Origin of the sequence: Rhodoferax sp. (assembly GCF_034520025.1) — a bacterium.
Lineage (GTDB): Bacteria > Pseudomonadota > Gammaproteobacteria > Burkholderiales > Burkholderiaceae_C > Allorhodoferax.
On record NZ_JAXHNZ010000001.1, the window covers coordinates 219,142 to 240,953 of the forward strand.

The 21,812-nt window shown below is 61.1% G+C and carries 18 protein-coding genes; 10 read left to right on the forward strand and 8 right to left on the reverse strand.

Features of this window, described 5'->3' with window-relative positions; genetic code table 11:
• The first annotated feature begins 62 nt into the window (after positions 1–62).
• A complete protein-coding gene (locus U5L73_RS00990) occupies positions 63–1,070 on the forward strand; it encodes an asparaginase (protein WP_322560612.1) in 1,008 nt (335 codons plus the stop codon).
• On the forward strand, positions 1,067–1,981 hold the full coding sequence (gene rocF / locus U5L73_RS00995; protein WP_322560613.1) for an arginase: 915 nt from the start codon (positions 1,067–1,069) through the stop codon (positions 1,979–1,981). The genes U5L73_RS00990 and rocF overlap by 4 nt, the downstream gene beginning before the upstream one ends.
• Here the strand turns inward: rocF and U5L73_RS01000 are convergent.
• Complete coding sequence (locus tag U5L73_RS01000; RefSeq protein WP_322560614.1) at positions 1,967–3,973, reverse strand: Cache 3/Cache 2 fusion domain-containing protein; 2,007 nt, start codon at positions 3,971–3,973, stop codon at positions 1,967–1,969. The genes rocF and U5L73_RS01000 overlap by 15 nt on opposite strands.
• Before the next feature lie 196 nt (positions 3,974–4,169).
• Here U5L73_RS01000 and purT point away from each other — a divergent pair, with 196 nt between their 5' ends.
• Positions 4,170–5,384: a formate-dependent phosphoribosylglycinamide formyltransferase gene (gene purT, locus U5L73_RS01005; RefSeq protein ID WP_322560615.1), complete on the forward strand. Its 1,215-nt coding sequence runs from the start codon at positions 4,170–4,172 to the stop codon at positions 5,382–5,384.
• On the opposite strand, the gene U5L73_RS01010 is transcribed toward purT, so the two are convergent.
• Together U5L73_RS01010 and U5L73_RS01015 are read right to left on the reverse strand one after the other, a co-directional pair.
• A complete protein-coding gene (locus tag U5L73_RS01010; protein ID WP_322560616.1) occupies positions 5,381–6,412 on the reverse strand; it encodes an MBL fold metallo-hydrolase in 1,032 nt (343 codons plus the stop codon). The genes purT and U5L73_RS01010 overlap by 4 nt on opposite strands.
• 93 nt (positions 6,413–6,505) lie before the next feature.
• Entirely contained in the window at positions 6,506–7,921 is a 1,416-nt protein-coding gene (locus U5L73_RS01015) for a methyl-accepting chemotaxis protein (RefSeq protein WP_322560617.1), read from the reverse strand.
• Positions 7,922–8,102: 181 nt separating this feature from the next.
• Between U5L73_RS01015 and U5L73_RS01020 the strand changes: the two genes are divergently transcribed.
• Together U5L73_RS01020 and U5L73_RS01025 are read left to right on the forward strand one after the other, a co-directional pair.
• Positions 8,103–8,507 (forward strand): response regulator transcription factor, encoded by a 405-nt coding sequence (locus U5L73_RS01020; RefSeq protein ID WP_322560618.1) that lies wholly within the window; start codon positions 8,103–8,105, stop codon positions 8,505–8,507.
• A complete protein-coding gene (locus U5L73_RS01025; protein ID WP_322560619.1) occupies positions 8,504–10,249 on the forward strand; it encodes a hybrid sensor histidine kinase/response regulator in 1,746 nt (581 codons plus the stop codon). Before U5L73_RS01020 ends, U5L73_RS01025 begins: the two co-directional genes overlap by 4 nt.
• Before the next feature lie 85 nt (positions 10,250–10,334).
• Here U5L73_RS01025 and U5L73_RS01030 read toward each other — a convergent pair whose 3' ends face one another.
• Positions 10,335–13,493, reverse strand: coding sequence for an L-glutamate gamma-semialdehyde dehydrogenase (locus U5L73_RS01030; protein ID WP_322560620.1), 3,159 nt, complete (start codon positions 13,491–13,493; stop codon positions 10,335–10,337).
• A 157-nt stretch (positions 13,494–13,650) separates the two neighbouring features.
• On the reverse strand, positions 13,651–14,778 hold the full coding sequence (locus tag U5L73_RS01035; protein WP_322560621.1) for an OmpA family protein: 1,128 nt from the start codon (positions 14,776–14,778) through the stop codon (positions 13,651–13,653).
• Positions 14,779–14,956: 178 nt separating this feature from the next.
• Here U5L73_RS01035 and U5L73_RS01040 point away from each other — a divergent pair, with 178 nt between their 5' ends.
• Positions 14,957–15,427, forward strand: coding sequence for an Lrp/AsnC ligand binding domain-containing protein (locus tag U5L73_RS01040; protein WP_322560622.1), 471 nt, complete (start codon positions 14,957–14,959; stop codon positions 15,425–15,427).
• Positions 15,428–15,469: 42 nt separating this feature from the next.
• Positions 15,470–16,597, forward strand: a complete 1,128-nt coding sequence (locus U5L73_RS01045; RefSeq protein ID WP_322560623.1) for an ABC transporter substrate-binding protein — start codon at positions 15,470–15,472, stop codon at positions 16,595–16,597.
• On the opposite strand, the gene U5L73_RS01050 is transcribed toward U5L73_RS01045, so the two are convergent.
• On the reverse strand, positions 16,594–17,292 hold the full coding sequence (locus U5L73_RS01050; protein ID WP_322560624.1) for a YggS family pyridoxal phosphate-dependent enzyme: 699 nt from the start codon (positions 17,290–17,292) through the stop codon (positions 16,594–16,596). The two genes, U5L73_RS01045 and U5L73_RS01050, sit on opposite strands and share 4 nt — an antisense overlap.
• Positions 17,293–17,338: 46 nt before the next feature.
• Here U5L73_RS01050 and U5L73_RS01055 point away from each other — a divergent pair, with 46 nt between their 5' ends.
• From U5L73_RS01055 to U5L73_RS01065, 3 genes are read left to right on the forward strand one after another with little or no spacing between them, the layout of a single operon-like run.
• Entirely contained in the window at positions 17,339–18,382 is a 1,044-nt protein-coding gene (locus tag U5L73_RS01055; RefSeq protein ID WP_322560625.1) for a type IV pilus twitching motility protein PilT, read from the forward strand.
• Positions 18,383–18,402: 20 nt separating this feature from the next.
• Positions 18,403–19,539 (forward strand): PilT/PilU family type 4a pilus ATPase, encoded by a 1,137-nt coding sequence (locus tag U5L73_RS01060; protein ID WP_322560626.1) that lies wholly within the window; start codon positions 18,403–18,405, stop codon positions 19,537–19,539.
• Between the two features lie 50 nt (positions 19,540–19,589).
• Complete coding sequence (locus tag U5L73_RS01065) at positions 19,590–20,516, forward strand: NAD(P)-dependent oxidoreductase (RefSeq protein WP_322560627.1); 927 nt, start codon at positions 19,590–19,592, stop codon at positions 20,514–20,516.
• A gap of 48 nt (positions 20,517–20,564) precedes the next feature.
• On the opposite strand, the gene U5L73_RS01070 is transcribed toward U5L73_RS01065, so the two are convergent.
• On the reverse strand, positions 20,565–21,194 hold the full coding sequence (locus U5L73_RS01070) for a BON domain-containing protein (protein ID WP_322560628.1): 630 nt from the start codon (positions 21,192–21,194) through the stop codon (positions 20,565–20,567).
• 2 nt (positions 21,195–21,196) lie between these two features.
• A complete protein-coding gene (locus U5L73_RS01075; protein ID WP_322560629.1) occupies positions 21,197–21,790 on the reverse strand; it encodes a phosphoheptose isomerase in 594 nt (197 codons plus the stop codon).
• Between the last annotated feature and the right edge of the window lie 22 nt (positions 21,791–21,812).

The window sequence follows — 21,812 nt, forward strand, 5'->3', positions numbered from 1 at the left end:
AGACAGCCCGAGCAAGGGAATGCGCAAATTCGGATACGCTCGTGTGCAGGAGAGACACGCACTTGAACCTCACACCCCTGATCCAACTTACCCGCGGCGGCACCCCCGAGTGCCTGCATTTCGGCGCGGTCGCTGTGACCAACCGCCTCGGCCAACTGACGGCCTTTGCCGGTGACCCGCACTTGGTGACCTTTACCCGGTCCACCCTGAAGGCGCTGCAAGCCCTGCCTTTTGTCGAAGCGGGTGGCCCCGCGACTTTCGGCTTCACCCAGTCTGAAAACGCCCTGCTCTGCGCCAGCCACAACGGCGAAACCATGCATGTGGATGCAGCCGTAAGCATGTTGGGCAAATCGGGCAACACCTACCAAACCCTACGCTGCGGCTGCCATGTGCCACTGCTGTTCACCTACTTTGACAAAGGCGCCCCCGAGGGCGCCACCTACACCGAGGCCCACAACAACTGCAGCGGCAAGCACGCCGGCTTTGTAGCCTATTGCGTGCAGCATGACTTGCCATTGGACGACTACACCGCCCCCGACCATCCGCTGCAGCAAGCCATTGCCCGCGATGTGGCCCGCGCCGTCGGCATGGACGTGCAAGACATGCCGCGCGGCATTGACGGATGCTCTGCGCCCAACTTTGCGATGCCCCTTTCTAAACTGGCGACCGGCTATGCGCGCTTGGCTAGTGGCGCGCAGGATGCCGAGTTTGGTGACAGCTTTGCACTCTTGAGCGAAGCCATGACCGCCTACCCCGAGATGGTGAGCGGCACAGGGCGTAACGACCTGGACTTCATGCGCGTGGGCAGAGGCGACTGGGTGAGCAAGGTCGGTGCAGATGGTGTGCAGGTGGTGGGCAGCAAAAGTCGGGGCGAGGCTTTTGCCCTCAAGATCATCGATGGCAACAAGCCCGCCCTGTTTGCGGCCAGTGTGGAGGTGCTCGACCAACTCGGCTGGCTCGACGACGCGCAGCGCGCCGCTTTGAAGCCGTGGCGTGCCGCCGAAATTCGCAACGCTCGCGGCCTGCTGGTCGGCGAGCGGCTCCCTGTTTTCCAACTGCAAACACCATGAACCGACTCATCAGCCTGATTGGCGCTCCAACCGACATCGGCGCCGGCAGCCGCGGCGCCAGCATGGGGCCTGAGGCCTTGCGGGTGGCGGGCATTCACCACGTTTTGCAGAGTCACGGACTCGAGGTCCGTGACACCGGCAACCTCAGCGGGCCCAACAACCCGTGGCAGCCCCCTGTCAACGGTTATCGCCATTTGCCTGAAGTGACTGCGTGGAACCGCAGCCTGCATGACGCGGTATACGCGGAGTTGCAAGACGGGCGCATGCCCATCGTGCTGGGCGGAGACCACTGCCTGGGTATCGGCTCGATCAGCGCCGTGGCTCGCCACTGCCGCGACACCGGCAAAAAGCTGCGGGTACTGTGGCTGGACGCCCATGCCGACTTCAATACCAACACGCTCACCCCGAGCGGCAACATCCATGGCATGCCGGTGGCCTGCCTGTGCGGTTTTGGCCCGCAAGAGCTGATCGAGATCGGCGGACAAGTGCCGGCCATCTCGCCCAAGTGGGTGCGGCAAATCGGTATCCGTCGCGTGGATGAAGGTGAAAAGCGCTTCGTGCACGAGCAGAACATTGAAGTGTTCGACATGCGCTACATCGACGAGATGGGCATGCGCTCCGCCATAGAGCTGGCCCTCGCGCTGATGGACAGCTACACCCATCTGCATGTGAGCTTTGATGTCGACTTTCTGGACCCCGACATCGCACCCGGCGTAGGCACCACCGTGCGGGGTGGCCCCACCTACCGCGAAGCGCAGCTCTGCATGGAAATGATTGCAGACACCGGGCGCATGGCAAGCTTGGACGTATTCGAACTGAACCCCGCGCTCGATGAGCGCAATCGCACCGCCGAAGTGGCGGTGGATTTGATCGAGTCTCTGTTCGGAAAAAGTACCTTAATGCGAAAGTAAGCGGGTGGACGCGTGACCGGCATCGTTGCCGGTCCGGAACACGGCCACGGTGTTGACCAACTCGCCAGCCTGATTGCGCAAGCTGCTTGCTGCAGCGGCCATTTGCTCGACCAGTGCGGCGTTCTGTTGGGTGGTCTGGTCCATCTGGTTCACCGCGTCGCTCACTTGGTGCACACCGGCGCTCTGCTCGGAGCTCGCCGCCGTAATCTCGCCCATGATGTCGTTCACCCGCCGGATGGACGCCACTACCTCGGTCATCGTCTCACCCGCCTGGTTCACGAGCTTGGTGCCCTGCTCCACACGTCCGACGCTGTCATCAATCAGGCCCTTGATCTCTTTGGCCGCCTCGGCGCTTCGGCCTGCCAGTGAGCGAACCTCGCTGGCCACCACCGCAAAGCCACGGCCCTGCTCACCAGCGCGCGCAGCTTCAACGGCAGCATTCAAAGCCAAGATGTTGGTTTGGAAGGCGATGCCATCGATCACACCGATGATGTCGGCAATCCGCGCCGAAGACTGGTTGATGCCCTTCATGGTCTCCACCACTTGGTCCATCACCTGGCCACCGCGCAAGGCCACGTCGGAGGCGTTTACTGCCAACTGGTTAGCGTGGCGGGCGTTGTCCACGTTGTGATTCACGGTACTGCTTAGGGTGGCCATGCTGCTGGCCGTCTGCTGCAGCGCGCTGGCTTGCTGCTCGGTGCGCATCGACAAATCGTGGTTCCCTTGAGCAATTTCGGAGCTGGCATTGGCCACACTCTCAGACCCCTCTCGCACCGATGACACGACGCCAGCCAAGCCTGAGCCGATTTGGTTGATTGCTTCGACTAGGCGCCCGATTTCATCCTGGCTCTGGGCCTTGATCTGCACTGTCAAGTCACCGCTGGCGATCTGGCTGGCGGCGAGCTGCACCTGCTGCAAGGGCGTCGTTACCAAACGCTTCACCATCACAAACAACACAACGGCCGTTAACAGCACCATGCCCACGCCCGCCGCACCAAAGATGTTTCGAATTTGACGCACCTCTGCAGTGAACTCATCCACATAGGCACCGCCAGCGATCACCCAGTTGAGAGACTTCAAGTGGCTGAAGGCCACTACCTTCTCGCGCGCTGAGGCGTCGCCGAGCTCCGCATTTCTCCAGGGGTAACGGATAGTCCCGTTCTTTTGCTCAAGGATTTCTTTGATGAACTCACGGCCACTGGAGTCTTTGGAATCCAGAATGTTTTTGCCCTCTTGGGCCGGGTGAACAATCAGGTTGCCCAAATTAGGGCCTGTGCGGGCGTCCAGCACATAAAAATAGCCGGTTTCACCGACTTTCATCGCACGGATGGTGTCTTTAAGTTGCTTCAGAAAGTTGCTGAAGTCCATACCCACAAAAGCCAAACCAACCACTTTGCCGGCAGCATCTTTGATCGGCTCATAGTGGGTCATGTACTGGCGTCCGAAAAGCGTCGCCGGGCCGGCATAGGTCCCGCCCTCAATGACCGCTTTGTAGCCAGGGTGCGCCCGGTCCAACAAGGTACCGACTACACGTTCACCCTTGTCGTTTTTGAGGGAGGTGCTCACCCGGACAAAGTCCGGGCCCGATGCCGCAAAGATGGTCGCGACCGCCCCGGTGGCCTCGGTGAACTGATCCACCACACTGAAATCCATGTTGACAACTTTGCCGCCCAAGGCCAGTGCTGGCGTCGGTTTGCCCGCAATGTCGATACTTTGTCCGGTCAGCTCAAAGCCGCCTCCCAGGCGGGCATCCAAGGTTTTGGCAAGCGCCACGGTGCGGCTCCGCAAATCGCTATCCGACGCCTCTACCAACGACACAATGAGTTTGGTTTTCTCAGACACCTCGTCGCTGGCACGGGACTCCACCACCCGGACCAAGGTCACACCGATGCTTATCACGAGCAGGGCAACAAACGCACTCACCATTGCCATCAAGCTCAGAGAGAGCTTGCTACCCACGCCTAAGCGAGAAAACCAGGAACTTTGCTGCATAGGGACTCCAATTCAGCGACCGACATCAGACGCAACTTAAATGTATTCAAATTTAATGGATTTAATGAAAAAAGCATAAAACCCGCGCATTCCCATGAGCGCATAAGGGTTTTTGGTTTCAAAATCCAGTCCTCCACCGAACCTGCCCTGTTCACACCGACAATCGCACCCTAACCATCTTTACCCCCTCTTGACCATGACCACACTCGGAACGCCTCTCTCCCCCCATGCGACCAAAGTAATGCTGCTCGGCAGCGGTGAATTGGGCAAAGAAGTGTTGATTGCACTGCAACGCTTGGGGGTCGAGACCATCGCCGTGGATCGCTATGACAACGCGCCGGGCCAGCAAGTGGCCCACCACGCGCGCACGATCACCATGAGCGATCCCGCGCAACTCAAGGCACTGATCGAAGCCGAGCGCCCCATGCTGGTTGTGCCGGAAATTGAAGCGATTGCCACCCCCATGCTCGAAGAGCTTGAGGCCGCAGGCACGGTGCGGGTCATACCCACCGCCCGGGCTGCCCGTTTGACGATGGACCGCGAAGGCATCCGCCGCTTGGCAGCAGAAACTTTGGGTCTGCCCACCAGCCCTTACCAGTTTTGTGACTCGCTGGCCGAATTGCAAGCGGCAATCGATGGTGAAAACGGGCAAGGCATCGGCTACCCCTGCATCGTCAAACCGGTCATGAGCAGCTCCGGCAAAGGCCAAAGCAAAATTGACGGCCCGGCAGATGTCCAAAAAGCTTGGGACTACGCCATGGCCGGCGGCCGCGTCAGCCATGGCCGGGTTATTGTGGAAGGGTTTATCGATTTCGATTACGAAATCACCCAGCTCACTGTGCGCTCGGTCGGCGCTGATGGCCAGATCGTCACCAGCTTTTGCGACCCCATCGGTCACGTGCAGGTCAGTGGTGACTATGTGGAGAGCTGGCAGCCCATGCAGATGCACGCGGCCGCCCTTGAGCGCGCCCGCGAGGTCTCTAAGGCCGTGACCGACAACCTGGGCGGGCAAGGCCTGTTTGGGGTGGAGTTGTTTGTCAAAGGCGAAGAGGTCTGGTTCAGCGAGGTCAGCCCCCGCCCCCACGACACCGGCTTGGTGACCTTGTGCACCCAGCACCAGAGCGAATTTGAGTTGCATGCCCGCGCCATTCTGGGCTTGCCGGCCGATACCTCGCTGCGCAATCCGGGCGCCAGTGCTGTGATTTATGGTGGTGCGGATGCACAGGGTATGGTGTTTGACGGCGTAGACGAGGCCTTGGCCATACCCGGCACCGACCTGCGCTTGTTCGGCAAACCCGAGAGCTTTACCAAGCGACGCATGGGGGTCGCGCTGGCGCGGGCCGAGGACACCGACACTGCACGCAGCAACGCCAAGCTGGCTGCCTCAAAAGTAAAACCGCGCGTGGTTTAAGCCGCGATCCCGTCGGCTGCTGGTAGCGGTATGGCGCGGGTCTCGCCATGCCGCATCAGCCACACGTGCCCGGGGGAGAGATTGCGCTCGGCCAGAGCCGCCGCAAGGTCCCGTGGGGGCTGGTCGAATGCCTCTTGGGTCAGCATAAAGGTGCCCCAATGCACGCCCATGGCGAGGGGTGCGTCCTGGTCCAGCAGCATCTGCACCGCATCGGCCGGATTCACGTGCATCGGTTTCATGAAGTCGCGCGGCAAGTAGGCCCCAATGGGGAGCGCCACAAAATCCATACGCCCGATCCGCTGGCGGATCGCTTGAAAGTCCTGGCTGTAGCCGGTGTCACCGGGGAACAAAAACCGCCAAGGCACCGCGGGCGCTGCATGCCACTCGAGGCAATAGCCTCCCCACAACGACGCATTGGTGTCCCACGGAGTGCGCCGGCTCCAGTGTTGGGCCGGCGTGAAATGCACCCGGATACCCTCTGCGACATCGAGCGATTCCCACCAATCCAGCTCATGCACCCGGGAAATGCCGCGTTGGTCAAACCAGGCTTTCAGCCCCTTAGGCACGATAAAGCGCGGCGTTTGACCGGCGGCTAACAACCCACGGATCGTGGCATCGCACAAATGGTCGTAATGGTTATGGGAGATCAACACCAGATCAATGCGAGGCAGCTGCGCAGGCGTCAGCGGTGCCTTCACGCGGCGGCGGGCACCGACCCTGCCCCCCGGGCCGGCGAACTCCGCCAGCGTAGGGTCCATCAAGACATTCAACCCCGCGACTTGCAGCAACACGGTCACATGGCCCAGCCAAGTCACCTGTGGTGACTCCGGCGCTTGCCGCAAGGCCTCATGGTTGACGGGTACGGTCCACGCGGCTTCAAAAGCGGCGTAGCCTTGATCTGGCGCGCGAAGCGGCTTGAAATCACCGCGCAATGTGCGCCACAACATCTCGTACCACGGAAAGTTACCCAGCTGGACCTGCGGGTCCGAGTTGGAGAAGCGGTGCGGTACAGAGCGGTTGCCGGGCATCAGTCAGACGGAGGAAGTAGAAAGGCTCCCATCATGCCCCAAGGTGCCCAAGCCGCCAGCCGCGCAGGGCGGCAGGCACTACGTCTGCTGGGGCTATCGGTGAAACACCGCGACGGTGCGCACCAAGTCCTGAGCCTGTTGGCGCAGACTACCGGCGGCAGCGGCCATTTCCTCGACCAAAGATGCATTTTGCTGAGTGGCCTGGTCCATCTGGGCAACGGCCTCGCCGACTTCGTTCACGCCTTCGGACTGGGCTGCGCTGGCGGCGCTGATCTCGCCCATGATGTCTGTCACCCGACGGATGCTGCTCACCACTTCAGTCATGGTTTCGCCGGCTTTATCCACGAGGGTAGTGCCTTGCTCCACACGGTCCACACTGGTGCTGATCAGGGTCTTGATTTCTTTGGCGGCCTCGGCGGATCTGCCGGCCAAGCTCCGGACTTCACTGGCAACCACCGCAAAACCACGCCCTTGCTCGCCAGCGCGGGCGGCCTCTACTGCGGCGTTCAGCGCCAGGATATTGGTCTGGAATGCAATGCCATCAATGACTCCGATGATGTCGCTGATCTTGCGGCTCGCTTCATTGATACCTTGCATGGTGAGCACCACTTCGCTCACCACCTCGCCACCGCGGGCCGCCGTGGTGCTTGCAGTCATGGCGAGTGCATTGGCCTGACGGGCACTTTCGGCCGACTGGGCCATGGCACCTGTGAGCTGAGACATGGTGCTGGCCGTGCGCTGCAGGTTGGCGGCGGTTTGCTCGGTCCGGTTGCTGAGATCTTCATTGCCCGTCGCAATTTCGTCACAGGCGATATCGATGCTGCCCGTGCTGCTGCGCACCGCCGCAACTGCGGCATCCATGCGCGCCAGCGTTTCACGGAGCATGGTGCCGCCACGGGTGCTGGTGGGAATGTCGTGCACATTGAGGTCGATGGTGTTCTCTCGATTCACCTGGGCCACCAGCACCCGCAACTCGTCGCCCTCCCGGCCGGCACGTGCCATGTTGATCGCCATGACGGTCTGCACGCTAGCCTGAATGACCACGTACACCGAATGGATCACCACCCGGCCAAAGTTGGCCTCGGCAATGCAATAAAAACCATAGCCGGCTGCCTGCAGTGCATCAAACACAAAGTGGTGCAGCGCGTACAGCACTGCACCGAAGACAATGACCCGCCAGTCGCGGTAGGTCAAAAAGAGGGCCAAGGAAACAAACACGCCGAAGTGCATTTCCTCCATGCCCCTCGCAAGCTGTATGTGCAGCGCCACAAAAGAGACCAGCACAAACGCGAGCACAAACCGGCTGAGTACGGTGTAGCGGGCGACCGCAAACACGCCGAACGCGATCCCCAAAAGCACTACCGTGGCGGTGATCGCCAGCCCACTGTCTACAAATGACAGGCCGAGCGCGACGGATACCACCGCCGATAACACGATGGCCGACAACAACACCTTGTCGCCCAGCTGGGCGAGGGCTTCCGTACTGGTCCGTTGGGTTTCGATCGCCATGACAACTCCTTGAATGCAGAAACCAACTATAACAAATAGAAAGTTTTTACCAATTACATGAAATCCCTGTCGCCTGATAAACGGGCCGGCATGGTCGGTCAGGGCCATGCGACACATTTTGTAACCGGTTGGCCTTTGGGTGGCATCTATCACTCCAAAAACATGAGACTACACTCTGCGGATGCAACTGCTCGTCATAGATGACCATCCGATCGTGCGCCAAGGCTTGGTCGCCGCGTTGCGGCAACTCCAACCCGGGGTGGAGGTGCTCGAAGCCACTGACGGGGCCCACGGACTGGAGCTCTTGGAGCGGTATCCGCGCATCAAAGCGGTACTGATCGATCTGGAAATGCAGCCATTGGGCGGTCTCCCGACCATCCGCCAGATTCGCCAGATGCAGAAGGCCTTGCCCGTGCTGGTGGTCGCAGGTTCTGAAGACCCGGCCGACTACCATGCAGCCTTTCAAGCGGGCGCCAACGGCTATTGCCCCAAATCCAGCGGACTGAGCGCCATCCGCGAGGCGGTGCGCCAGGTACTGGATGGCAAGCCCCATGTCCCAGACTTCATAGGTTCAGACCCCGCGTGAGCCAAACGCAAACCCCGATGCTAGACCCCGAGCGGGTCCAGCTGCTGAGCTATTTCGGCTCCGCAGTGGCACTGGCCTGTTGCCTCTATGCCGGGTTCAACTGGCTAATGGGGTTTTTCACGGGCGTGTGGATCATGTTGGGCAACGGCTTATTGCTAATGCTCAACCAGCTGCGGCTGGGCAGCATCGACAGTCACAGCACCTACAACCGCTTGGCCACCACCCAAACCACTATTTGTTTTCTAGCCGTCTGCGCCGTGATACAACAAACGGGCGGAGTGCAATCTCCGGTGATTGTGTGGGTGGCACTCGCCCCGATAGCGGCCACCCTGCTGTTCGGCTTCACTAGCAGGACGGTGTTCTGGCTCCTGATGACGCTCGGGGCGGTGTCCGTCTTCGGCTTGCTGCCGCTGATCGGCATCACGGTACCGCGCAACTACAACACCGAGCTCACCCACGTCTTTTTCAGCTGCAGCCTGTTTGGCTTTGTGCTGCTGCTGTTTTTGCTGACCCAGATTTTCGAGAGCACCAAAAACCGGGCGCTGCAACAGTCGGAAACCAACAACCGGGAACTGCGTCTGGCCAATGACCGGGTCGAGGCGGCCTATGTGGCCAAGTCCCGCTTTTTGGCAGCGGCAAGCCATGACTTGCGACAACCGGCACATGCGCTGGGGATATTTGTGGCCCGCTTGAGCCAAATGCACAACCGCCGTATGGATGGCACACAAACCGCCGAGCACTACCCTGATCTGGTGCAAGGTGTCGAAGCCTCTGCACAAGCCTTGCAAGAGTTGCTGGATGTGCTGTTTGACTATTCGCGCTTGGAGGCCAACTCCACCGACAGCCCCTTGTGCCCGGTCAATGTGAATGCGCTGTTCAACCAAATGCGGGTGCTGTTCTCAGAAACCGCCAACAGCAAAGGCCTGCGCCTGCGGATACGCCCCACGTCGACCTGGATCATCAGCGACCCGATACTCTTGCAGCGGGTGCTGCTGAATTTGATCGCCAATGCGATCGAATACACCCCCTGCGGAACCGTGCTGGTCAGCTGCCGGCCTGCAGGCGGCGGCCAGCAAGCCTGTATCCAGGTGTGGGACAGCGGCATCGGCATCGACCGGAACTTGCACACCACGGTGTTTGAAGAGTTTTTCCAGGTCGAGAACCCCGAGCGAGATCGCGCCAAAGGCCTGGGCCTGGGCCTGAGCATGGTGGACCGCACCTGCCGGCTGCTGGGCCACACGCTGATCTTGCGCTCCCATTTGGGTTGCGGCAGCCGTTTTTCTGTCACCGCGAACAGCACGACCTTGCGCCCGGCTTTGACCGAACAGCCCCCGGTCGCTCAGCAAACCGTGGCCCATGATGTCCATGGCACGGCCATCTGGCTGATTGAAGACAACCAAATGGGCGGGGAGGCGCTGCAAGGCCTGCTGCAATCGTGGGGCTGCGACGTCACCTGGTTTGAAAGCGGCCAAGAAGCGCTGGACGCCGCTGCAAACGGCAACTGGCCTGACTTCATCATCAGCGACTACCGGTTGCGCGACAACCTGACCGGCATCGAAGCGATTCTGGAGCTGCGGGACGCCGCGCAATCCGACATCCCGGCCTGCCTGATCACCGGCGATCTGGAGGAAGACGTGAAGTACCAGGCCCACCGCGCCGGCCTGACGCTCTTGAAGAAACCTATTCAGCCCGCCAAGCTGCGGAGCTTGCTGCGCCGGAGCGTGACGGCGCATACCGCTTGATAGGAGCGCGTCGGGGGCGGTGCTTCATGGCCCTCCGCTCTCCCACGCCTGCTTTAACTATCGACGCGGGAACGTACGGTACCGATCAGTGCATGCCTGCCAGCAAGGCGGCATTGCCACCCGCTGCGGTGGTGTTGACAGTGACGGTTTGCTCCGCACAAAAGCGGTACAGATAATGCGGCCCTCCGGCTTTGGGGCCAGTGCCACTCAACCCTTCACCACCAAAGGGCTGCACACCCACCACTGCGCCAATCATGTTGCGGTTGATGTAGATGTTGCCCACATGGGCCGCAGCGGCCAGCGCCTGGGCGCGGCTGTCGATGCGGGTCTGGATGCCGAGTGTCAAGCCGTAGCCCAGCGCGTTGATCTGAGCAATCACGTCCTCGGGGTTACCGTCCCAGCGCACCACTTGCAGTACGGGGCCGAAGATTTCGGCCTTCACTTGCGCAATGCTTTCCACCTCAAAGGCGTGCGGAGCAATCAGGTTTGCTATGGATTCAGTAGCTGCTTGCGCAGATTGTGCGGGCGCTAGAAGCACTTTTGATTCATTATTCAGACGTGCGATGTGGCGTTGGATGTTGTCAAAGGCCTCGCGGTCAATCACCGGGCCGAGGTCGGTGGCCAGGTCGGCCGGGTTACCCACCTGCAGCTCTTGCGCTGCACCCTGCAGCATCTCGATCACGCCATCGGCAATTGCGCTGTGCACCACCAGCAGGCGCAGCGCGGAGCAGCGCTGGCCGGCGGAGCGGAAGGCGCTCATCACCACCGCGTCCACCACCTGCTCGGGCAGCGCGCTGCTGTCGACCAGCATGGCGTTGATGCCACCGGTTTCGGCAATCAGCGGGACCATGGGCGCTGGCGGCCCATCCGGTCCGCGTGGGCCGTCTTTCGCAGCCAGCGCGCACTGAATGATCTTGGCCACCTGGGTGGAGCCGGTGAACACCACACCGGCCACGCCGGGCTGCGCCACCAAGGCGGCGCCCACGGTCTCTCCGGCGCCGTGTAAGAGCTGCAGCGCGTCAGCCGGCACACCAGAAGCCACCATCAAATCCACCGCGGCTTTGGCCACGCCCGGTGTTTGCTCGGCGGGCTTGGCCAACACGGTGTTGCCCGTGGCCAGTGCGGCTGCGACCTGGCCCATGAAGATGGCCAGCGGGAAGTTCCAAGGGCTGATGCACACCCACACGCCCCGCGCAGTCAAACGCAGGGTATTGGTCTCGCCGGTCACGCCGTACTGGTAACCCATTTGCGCATTGGCAACGACGGGGCAGTTGATCGGCTGCATGATGCGCTGCGCCTCGTCGGCGTAGTAGCGCAAAAAGTCCACCGCCTCACGCACTTCACTGACCGCGTCGCCCCAAGTCTTGAAGGCTTCTTTTACCAAGAGCGCGCAGAACTGCGGCATAGCGGTTTGCAGTGCATCAGCGGCACGGCGCAGGGTGGCAGCACGCTCTTCCACCGGAACCTTGCTCCACTTTTGATAGCTGCTCGCGCAGCTCGTATAAGCTCCAGGGATGTTTTTTACATCAAACTCAGCCACCACCGGCACAGGGGCGGCCTGCAACGCGGCCAAGAGTGGGTCGCGCATGGCGGCAACGGTCAGGTCCAGGCCGGTGCTGTTGGCGCGGCTGCCGGGGTGCTTGCCGAACAGGTCGGCCGGCAGGGGCAGGCTGGGGTGTAGCTCGAGGCGCAAAGGCGAAATCAACAGCTCGCCCATGCCCACCGATTCGTCGGCAAGCTGGTGCACAAAGCTAGAGTTGGCGCCGTTCTCGAGCAAGCGGCGCACCAGATAAGCCAGCAAGTCTTTGTGGGCGCCCACCGGGGCGTAGACGCGGCAAGCAACCAGCGGGTTTTTGAGCACCTCGCGGAAGATGCCCTCGCCCATGCCGTGCAGGCGCTGCAACTCAAAGGGCGCGCCGGTTTTGGCGCCCATTTGCAGGATGGCGGCAATGGTGCCGGCGTTGTGGCCGGCGAACTGGGGGTAAATCGCATCCGGCACCGCCAGCAGCGCGCGGGCGCAGGCTAGGTACGACACATCGGTGTGGTGCTTGTGGGTGAACACGGGGTAGTGCGGCAGGCCCAGCTCTTGGGCGCGTTTGACTTCTGCGTCCCAGTACGCGCCCTTGACCAAGCGGCACATCAGCTTGATTTGGTATTTGCGTGCCAGCGCGGTGACGTGCTCGATCAGCTCCAGCGCGCGGGTCTGGTAAGCCTGCATGGCCAGCCCCAGCCCCGCCCACTGCGGGCAGTGCGCCGACACTTTCACCAGCAGGGCTTCCAGCACTTCGAGCGACAGCTCTAGGCGGTCCACCTCTTCAGCGTCGATAGTGAGGTTGATGTTGGCGGCAGCGGCGGCCTCGCACAGCGTCCAGACGCGGGGCACCAGCTCGTCCAGCACCGCCTGGCGGTGTGCGTCTTCATAGCGCGGGTACAGGGCGCTGAGCTTGATGGAAATACCGTCGTTTTCGGCAAGAGCGCCCGTCTTGTTTGCGCGAGTAGCTATGAATTCAATAGCGTCTGCATAGCTCTTCAGGTAGCGCAGCGCATCCTTGTCGGTGCGGGCGCCCTCGCCCAGCATGTCGTAGCTGAACCTAAGCCCCCCCGCTCCACCGCTTTGCGGGTCGCTGCCCCCCACGGGGGCGTGTTCCGCCTTGGGGCGGCCCGGCGCCGGAACGCGCACATTGGCTTTTTTGCGGGTGGCGTCGGCCTCTTTCATCGCCTCCGGCATGGTCTGGCCGAGCACAAACTGGCGACCCAGCAACTGCACGGCACGCAAAGTGGCTGCCACCACGGTGCGGGCGCCGAGCTTGGCCATCATGCCGGGCTCGTTCTGTGCATCCGGCAAAAAGTGCTTGGACAGGGCAATGGCGGTGCTGGACAGGCGGGCCAGCACCTTGTCGCCGCTGGCCTCAAAGTCGGCACGGCCCAGTTGGTCGGTGGTCAGCGCAATAGCGGTTTCGGCATCGGGCACGCGCAACAGGGCTTCGGCCAGGCGCATCAGGGCCAGGCCCTCGGCGCTGGAGATGGGATATTCCTTGAGCAGGCTCTCCATCGCCCAGAAGGGGGGCGGGTTGTCGCGCACGGCTTGGACCCAAGGTTCGGCAGAGCGGGCGGCGTGGGCCCAGTCGAGCGCGCCTTCCAAGACCTGCAAATGGTGGGACACGATGGCGTCCTCCGCACGATAGGGCGTGGGCAAACGCGGGGGCACGGGGGTGAACGCGGTGGAACGGGCAGACTGGGACATAGCGACTCCTGCACAAGGCAACGAAATGATTAGCCGCTATTTTTCAGAAGTTTGGTTTGAGTTTTTCTCTTTATTTGTGCATTTAAATAGTGAATTTATCTACCGATCATGAAAAAAGCCGGCCCGCAGGCCGGCTTTTCACTAGAGGGCAGAAGAATCAGAGCCCGAACAGGCTCTTGAGCTTGCCGGCCGCTTCCATCGCCTTGTTGGCGTCGTCCATCAGGTTGCGGGTTTTAGGCGCCTCCTGCGCGGGGGCCGGTGTGGGTTGTTGCGCAGTCGTGTTGACGGTCTGGGCTGTTGCGGCAGGCGCCGGGCGGGTAGCAGGGGCCGCCGCAGCGGTAGCAGGCAACTGCGCAATGATCTCGACCCGGCGGTTCTGGGCGCGACCGGCCTCGGTGGTGTTGGCGGCCATCGGCACTGTTTGGCCCATGCCACGGGTTTTGAGGCGCGGCGCGGCAATGCCGTAACTGCGGCCGAGGGCATCGGCCACTGCCGCAGCGCGGGCCTCTGACAAGCGCTGGTTGTTTTCAGCACCACCCACATCGTCGGTGTGCCCCACCACCTCCACATTCAGACCCGGGTTGTCCTGCAGCACTTTGCCCAACTCTTGCAGGGTCGGTTTGGAGCCGTCACGCAACACTGCCTTGCCGGTGTCGAACTGAAAACCATGCAAATCCACCTTGCCATCAGTGCCCAGCGCTTTGGCAATCGGGCTCTCGCCGGTTACGGCCATCAGGCCGTCGTCCAGCTTCTGCTTTTCGACCACGAACAGAAACGCGCCGCCATCATTCACCCAGAGTGAGACATAGGTGTTGTTGCGCTGGGCAGCCAGGTATTGGTTATCGGTGCTGTAGTTCAGGTAGAGCTGGCGCGCCTTCATCAAGCCTTGAAAGTTGCTCAGGTTCTCGGTGGTGCAGGGCCGCTCGCAGGTGAACAGGTCGGTAAAGCCGCTGCGGCGCAGGGAAGACTGGTAGTTGCGAAATACCTGCAAGGCAGAGACCGTTTTGGGCATTTCGTAGTGGATATAGGTCACTTTGCCTTCCAATGGCATCAGCTTGGCCGCCGTATACGCACCACCGGGGGCGCGCTGGGGCTTGGCCAGGATGAGCTGGAATTCCTCGTATTCCTTGTAGTCGTAGTTGTTGATGCGGGCGCCGGGAAAGCGGGCAACTTCGGGGTGATCGGCCCCTTGTTCCGCAACTGCTATACCCGGCAGAGCTGCGAGACCGGTGAGCACGGCGAAAGCAAACGCGCCACAGCGCCATGACTTTGAATTGAAAAACACCACGGATTCCTCCCATTTGATTTTTGATGGGTAGCAAGTGTAGAGATGTGGTGTGAATGAGGGGATAGCGTCTTATCTCAATTGGTTTCAATTCGTATCACGGACCCAAGCCATGACCGCCGCCCACGGGACCGCGCAGCGGGCGGTGTTGCGCAGCAAGCTGAAGTAAGCTTGCCATGTGAACGAACACATCGAACTCGACCGCATAGACCTGCGCATCCTGAGCTGCCTGCAAACCGATGGGCGCATTGCCAATCTGAAGCTGGCGGAGACAGTGGGGCTGTCCCCCACCGCCGTGCTGGCACGCGTCCAAAAACTCAGCAAAGAGGGTTACATCCTCGGCTACGAGGCACGCCTGAACCCGCTCAAACTCGGGGCCGGCATGATGGTGTTTGTGGAGGTGCTGCTCGACCGCACCACGCCCAATGTGTTTGAGGCCTTCAAGGCCGCGGTGCAAGTGCACGGCGAAATCATGGAGTGCCACATGGTGGCCGGTGGGTTTGACTACCTGCTCAAGACTCGCATGGCCGATATGGCAGCCTACCGCCACTTTGCAGGCACCGTCTTGTGGCAGCTACCCGGCGTGCGCGAGACCCGGACCTACGCGGTCATGGAAGAGGTCAAAAACACAAATCAGCTCAAGCTGTAACAGGCGACACCCAAACCGGCTGCTTTCAAGGAAAATGGGGCGATGATCAATCGTCGCCAATTCTCATTAGCCGCCGGCGCCAGTGCGTTGGCAGGCTTCCCCGCTGTGCACGCACAGTCGGACAAAATCATCGTTGGACAATCTGCCGCTTTCAGTGGTCCTGCCGCGCAATTGGGGGTCCAGCTCCATGCGGGCGCCAAGCTGTTTTTTGACCAAGTCAATGCGCAGGGTGGCATAGGCGGGCGCAGCATCGAGATCCGCAAACTTGATGACGGCTACGAGCCCGGGCGCTGCGAGGAAAACACCCGCAAGCTGCTGGAAGACGACGTCACTGCGCTCTTTGCCTACGTGGGTACGCCCACCAGCGTAGTGGCGCTGCCGATGGCCACCAAAGCCAAAGTTCCGTTTTTTGCTCCCTTCACCGGTGCCATGGCTTTGCGTACGCCTTTCAACCGCTACGCCTTCCATGTGCGCGCGTCGTACAACGACGAAACCGCCCTCATCGTGAATCAGTTACGCAATGTGGGTCTTACCAAAATTGCGGTGCTGTACCAGAACGACGCCTACGGCAAAGCCGGGCTGGAAGGGGTGCAACTGGCCTTGGCCAAACATAACCTCAAGCCGGTCGCGATTGCGACGGTCGAGCGTAACTCGGTTGACGTGGCCAAAGCGGTGGAAACCATCAACGCTGCTGCCCCTGAGGCCGTAGTCCAGATTAGCGCTTACACCTCTTGCGCGGCCTTTGTCCGTGCCGCTCGCAAGGTGGGATACGGTGGCGGCTTTTACAACGTGTCGTTTGTGGGTACCCAAGCGCTGTCGGACGAACTGGGCAAGTTTGGAGCTGGCGTGGTGGTGTCTCAGGTGGTCCCCTCCCCCTACAGCCCTGCCAAGGCCATTTCCCGCGAGTTTGCTGATGCAGTGCGCCGCTCCAATGGCGCGGTGCAAAGCAACTACTCCAGCATGGAAGGCTATATCGCCGCCAAAGTGCTGACCGAAGGCCTTCGCCGCAGCGGCGGCAAAGGCGGCGCAGACGGTTTGATGTCGGCGCTGGAGAGCATCAACAACCTGTCTCTCGGAGGGTTCAATGTGAACTTCTCCCGGACCAACCACGTCGCCTCCAGCTTCGTGGAACTGTCCATGCTCACCGGAGACGGGCAGGTTCGGGTCTAAGTAGCTGCGGGGTAGTGGCGCGCGCCAAAAATGGCGCTGCCCACCCGCACCATGGTGCTGCCGCCGGCAATGGCGGCATCGAGATCACCACTCATGCCCATGGAAAGCGTGTCCAGCGGCACGCCCTGTTCCACTATGGCATCAAATATGGCTTTAGCGCTCATAAACACTGCGCGTGCAGCTACAAAATCAGGAGCAGGCTCCGGGATGCACATCACACCCCGCACCTGCAGGCGGGGCAGTTCACGGACGGCCAGCGCCAGGGCTACGGCCTCTTGCGGGAGCACGCCGGACTTGGTCGGGCCGCCATCCACATTCACCTGAATACAAACCTGCAAAGGCGGCAGGTGGTCGGGCCGCTGATCGCTGAGTCGCTGCGCAATCTTGAGCCGATCTACGGTGTGCACCCATTGAAAGTGCTCTGCCACCAACCGCGTCTTGTTGCTTTGGATGGGGCCGATGCAGTGCCATTCGATCGGCAGATCATCCAGCGTGATGATTTTTTCCACCGCCTCTTGGATGTAGTTTTCGCCAAATGCGCGCTGCCCGGCGTCGAATGCCTGCTGCACCGCGTCAGGCCCGAAGGTCTTGGACACGGCAAGCAATTGCACGCTGCCCGTGGCCCGTCCGGCACTTGCGCAAGCCTGTGCGATACGCTCTGTAACAGCGTGGAGATTGTCGGCAATCATCGTCATAATCTCTCGAGCGTAACAAACCTGCCATTCCCCTAGAGAGGACTCCGTGGACATTACCCAGCTGCTCGCATTTAGCGTCAAAAACAAAGCGTCTGACTTGCACCTCTCGGCAGGACTGCCGCCCATGATCCGGGTGCACGGCGATGTGCGCCGCATCAACGTCGAACCCCTGGACCACAAGCAGGTTCACGCCATGGTGTACGACATCATGAACGACACCCAGCGCAAGATGTATGAGGAGTTTCTGGAGATCGACTTCTCGTTCGAGATCGATGGTCTGGCGCGCTTCCGCGTCAACGCCTTCAACCACAACCGCGGCGCGGGTGCGGTATTCCGGACGATTCCGAGCAAGATCCTCTCGCTGGAGCAGCTAAACGCCCCCCGCATCTTTGCCGACCTGGCCTTGAAGCCCCGCGGCCTGGTGCTGGTGACTGGCCCCACCGGCTCCGGCAAGTCCACCACCCTGGCCGCCATGGTGAACTTCTTGAACGAAACCGAGTTCGGCCACATCCTGACGGTGGAAGACCCAATCGAATTCGTGCACGAATCCAAAAAGTGCCTGGTAAACCAGCGTGAAGTCGGCCCCCACACCCTGAGCTTTGCTGCCGCCCTGAAGTCCGCCCTGCGGGAAGACCCGGACGCGATTCTGGTGGGCGAAATGCGCGATCTGGAAACTATCCGCCTGGCGATGACCGCCGCAGAAACCGGCCACTTGGTATTCGGCACCCTGCACACCTCGAGTGCCGCCAAAACCATTGACCGGATCATTGACGTGTTCCCGGCGGAAGAAAAAGAAATGGTGCGGGCCATGTTGTCCGAGTCGCTGCAGGCGGTGATCTCGCAAACCCTGTGCAAAACCAAAGACGGCCAAGGCCGCGTCGCCGCCCACGAAATCATGCTGGGCACCAGCGCGATCCGCAACCTGATCCGCGAGGCCAAGATTGCCCAGATGTACTCCAGCATCCAGACCGGCAACAGCGTGGGCATGCAAACCCTGGACCAGAACCTCACCGAGCTGGTCAAGCGCAATGTGATCAGCCCGGCGGAAGCGCGCAGCAAAGCCAAGATTCCTGAGAACTTCCCAGGCTAGACAGAAAGGTAGGTGTTCTGATGGAACGCGATCAAGCCACGAAATTTATCAACGACCTGCTCAAGCTGATGGTCAGCCGCAATGGCAGCGACTTGTTCATCACCGCCGAGTTCCCGCCCGCCATCAAGGTGGACGGCAAGGTCACCAAGGTGTCGCCGCAGCCGCTGAACGCAGCGCACACCATGGCGCTGGCGCGTTCCATCATGAACGACAAGCAGGTCGCCGAGTTCGAGCGCACCAAGGAGAGCAATTTTGCGATTGCACCGGCTGCCATCGGCCGATTCCGGGTGAATGCGTTTATCCAGCAGGGCAAAGTGGGCATGGTGCTGCGCGTGATTCCGCAAGTGCTGCCCACGATTGACGGTCTGGGTGTGCCCCAAGTGCTCAAAGACATCGTGCAAGCCAAGCGCGGCTTGTGCATTCTGGTGGGCGCCACGGGCTCCGGCAAATCCACCACGCTGGCGGCCATGGTCGATTGGCGCAATGAAAACTCGTACGGCCACATCATCACCATCGAAGACCCGGTGGAGTTTGTGCACGCCCACAAAAACTGTGTGGTGACCCAGCGCGAAGTCGGGCTGGACACCGACAGCTGGGAAGCGGCTTTGAAGAACACCCTGCGCCAAGCGCCGGACGTGATTCTGATGGGGGAAATCCGTGACCGCGAGACCATGGAACACGCGATTGCGTTTTCCGAGACCGGTCATTTGTGCCTGGCCACCTTGCATGCCAACAGCGCCAACCAGGCGCTGGACCGGGTGATCAACTTCTTCCCCGAAGAGCGCCGTAGCCAGCTGCTGATGGATCTGTCGCTGAACCTGCGCTCGCTGGTATCGCAGCGCCTGATCCCCAAGCAGGATGGCAAAGGCCGCATTGCCGCGGTCGAGGTGCTGATCAATTCACCGCTGATCTCGGACCTGATTTTCAAGGGCGAGGTCTCCGAGATCAAAGAGATCATGAAGAAGAGCCGCCAAGCCGGCATGCAAACCTTCGACCAAGCGCTGTTCGACCTGTACGAGAGCAACGCCATCACCTACGAAGACGCGCTGCGCAATGCCGACTCGCTCAACGACCTGCGCCTGCAGATCAAACTCAACAGCCAACGCGGCAAGTCGACCGACCTCTCTGCGGGTACTGAAAACTTCGCCATCCTGTGAATGCGGCCCGGCGCAAAATTGCCTCTTCATTCCACTGAATCCTCACATCCATGCCCAATATCAACGACAAAACCTACGAACCCTCGCCCGCTTACTCTGTCGCCTTTCTGGGCTTGGGCGTCATGGGCTACCCCATGGCGGGCCACCTGGCGCGCGCGGGTCACCAGGTCACGGTCTACAACCGCACTGCTAGCAAATCAATAGCATGGTGCGAAGACTTTAAGAGCGCTAGCAGCCAATTGGGCACACATTCCCATGCACCGACGCCCCGTGAGGCAGTGCGGGCCGCAGACATCGTGTTTTGCTGCGTGGGTAACGACGCGGATTTGCGAAGCGTCACGCTGGGGTCCGACGGCGCCTTTGCCGGCATGAAGCCCGGGGCGATTTTTGTGGACCACACCACCGCCTCGGCGGACATCGCCCGAGAGCTGAGCGCTGCCGCAGTGGCGCGTGGACTGCAGTTCATCGATGCGCCCGTGTCCGGCGGCCAAGCCGGCGCACAAAATGGCCTGTTGACCGTGATGTGCGGGGGCGATGCCACTGCGTTTGAGGCGGTCAAGCCAGCGGCTATGGCGTTTTCGCGCGCATTCACTTTGCTGGGCGAGAGCGGCTCCGGGCAGCTGGCCAAAATGGTGAACCAGATTTGCATTGCAGGCTTGGTGCAGGGCCTGTCCGAAGCAGTGGCCTTTGGCCAGCGCGCCGGGCTGGATATGAGCCAGGTGCTGGACGTGATTGGCAAAGGAGCAGCCCAGAGCTGGCAACTCGACAACCGGGGCAAAACCATGGTTGCTGACCAATTTGAATTCGGTTTCGCCGTGGATTGGATGCGCAAAGACCTGGGCCTGGTGTTGGACGAAGCCAAGCGCAATGGCGCTCGCTTGCCGGTGACCGCACTGGTAGATCAGTTCTACGCCGATGTGCAAGTCATGGGTGGCAACCGCTGGGATACCAGCAGCCTGATCAAGCGCCTGAAGTGAATGATGGGGTGCATCACCCCCAATAAAAAAGGCCCCTCGGGGCCTTTTTTATTTTTTGGGCTCTGCAGCCGGCTGCTGCGGGAGCGTACGCGCCAGCTCTTCCTCAGAAATAATTTCCAAAATCCGCACCACACGCCCGACGCCGCTGACACCACTGATGATGTCGGTTGCGCGCTTGGCTTCACGCGCCGTCACCCTGCCCATCACGTAGACCGTGCCGCGCTCGGTGGTCAGTTTGAAGGCGCTGGCAAACAGATCTTTGGCGTCCACCAAAGCGGCCTTGGCGCGGCCGGTCACCAGGGCATCCGAGGAGCGCTGGGTCAGGGTGGTGTTGCCCATCACCTCAAGCTCGTTGACGATGTTGCGCACGTTGTCCACGCCGGCCACGATCTTTTCGATCAGCTGTTTGTCTTGCAGGTTTGGCACTTCACCGGTCAACAGCACCTGGCGGTTGTAGCTGGTCACGTTCACGTGCACCCGCTCGCCCAGGTTCTCGCGAATGCGGCTGGCGGAGCGGAGCTCAATGCCCTCGTCTTCCACCAAGCTGCCGGAGGTGCGGCGATCGGTCGCCACCAAACCGGTACCGACAAAGGCACCGCCCACCACGAGCGGGAAGCAGCCGCTCAGGCTCACTGCCACTAAGGTGCCCAAGGTTAAGCGTTGAAGAAGTTGTTTCATAGTTAGGTTTCCTGTTCACCGAGTAATTGGGCATCCACCGCATCACAGATGCAGTGCAGTGTGAGGATGTGGACCTCTTGGATACGGGCCGTCCGGTCGTGCGGCACGCAGATATGGACATCGGTATCGCGCAGCAGCTGGGCCATCTTGCCGCCGGATTTGCCGGTCAGCCCGACCACCACCATTTCACGCTCATGGGCGGCTTCGATCGCAGCCAGCACGTTGGCAGAGTTGCCGCTGGTCGAGATGGCCAACAACACATCGCCGGGGGCACCCAGCGCGCGCACCTGGCGCGAGAAAATGACATTGAAGTCGTAGTCGTTGGCGATCGCCGTCATGATGGAGCTGTCGGTAGTGAGCGCAATCGCGCCCAGCTCCGGCCGTTCGCGCTCAAACCGGCCGACAAACTCTGCGGCGAAATGCTGGGCGTCCGCCGCGGAGCCCCCGTTGCCGCAGGCCAGTACTTTGCCGCCACTGGTGACACAGGCCAGCATGGCTTGCACGGCATCGGCAATCGGCTTGCTCAGTGTCTGGGCAGCCTGGTACTTGAGATCCGCGCTGTCGATAAAGTGTTGTTGTATACGTTGTTCCAGCATGGGCGGCATGATACCGCGCAGC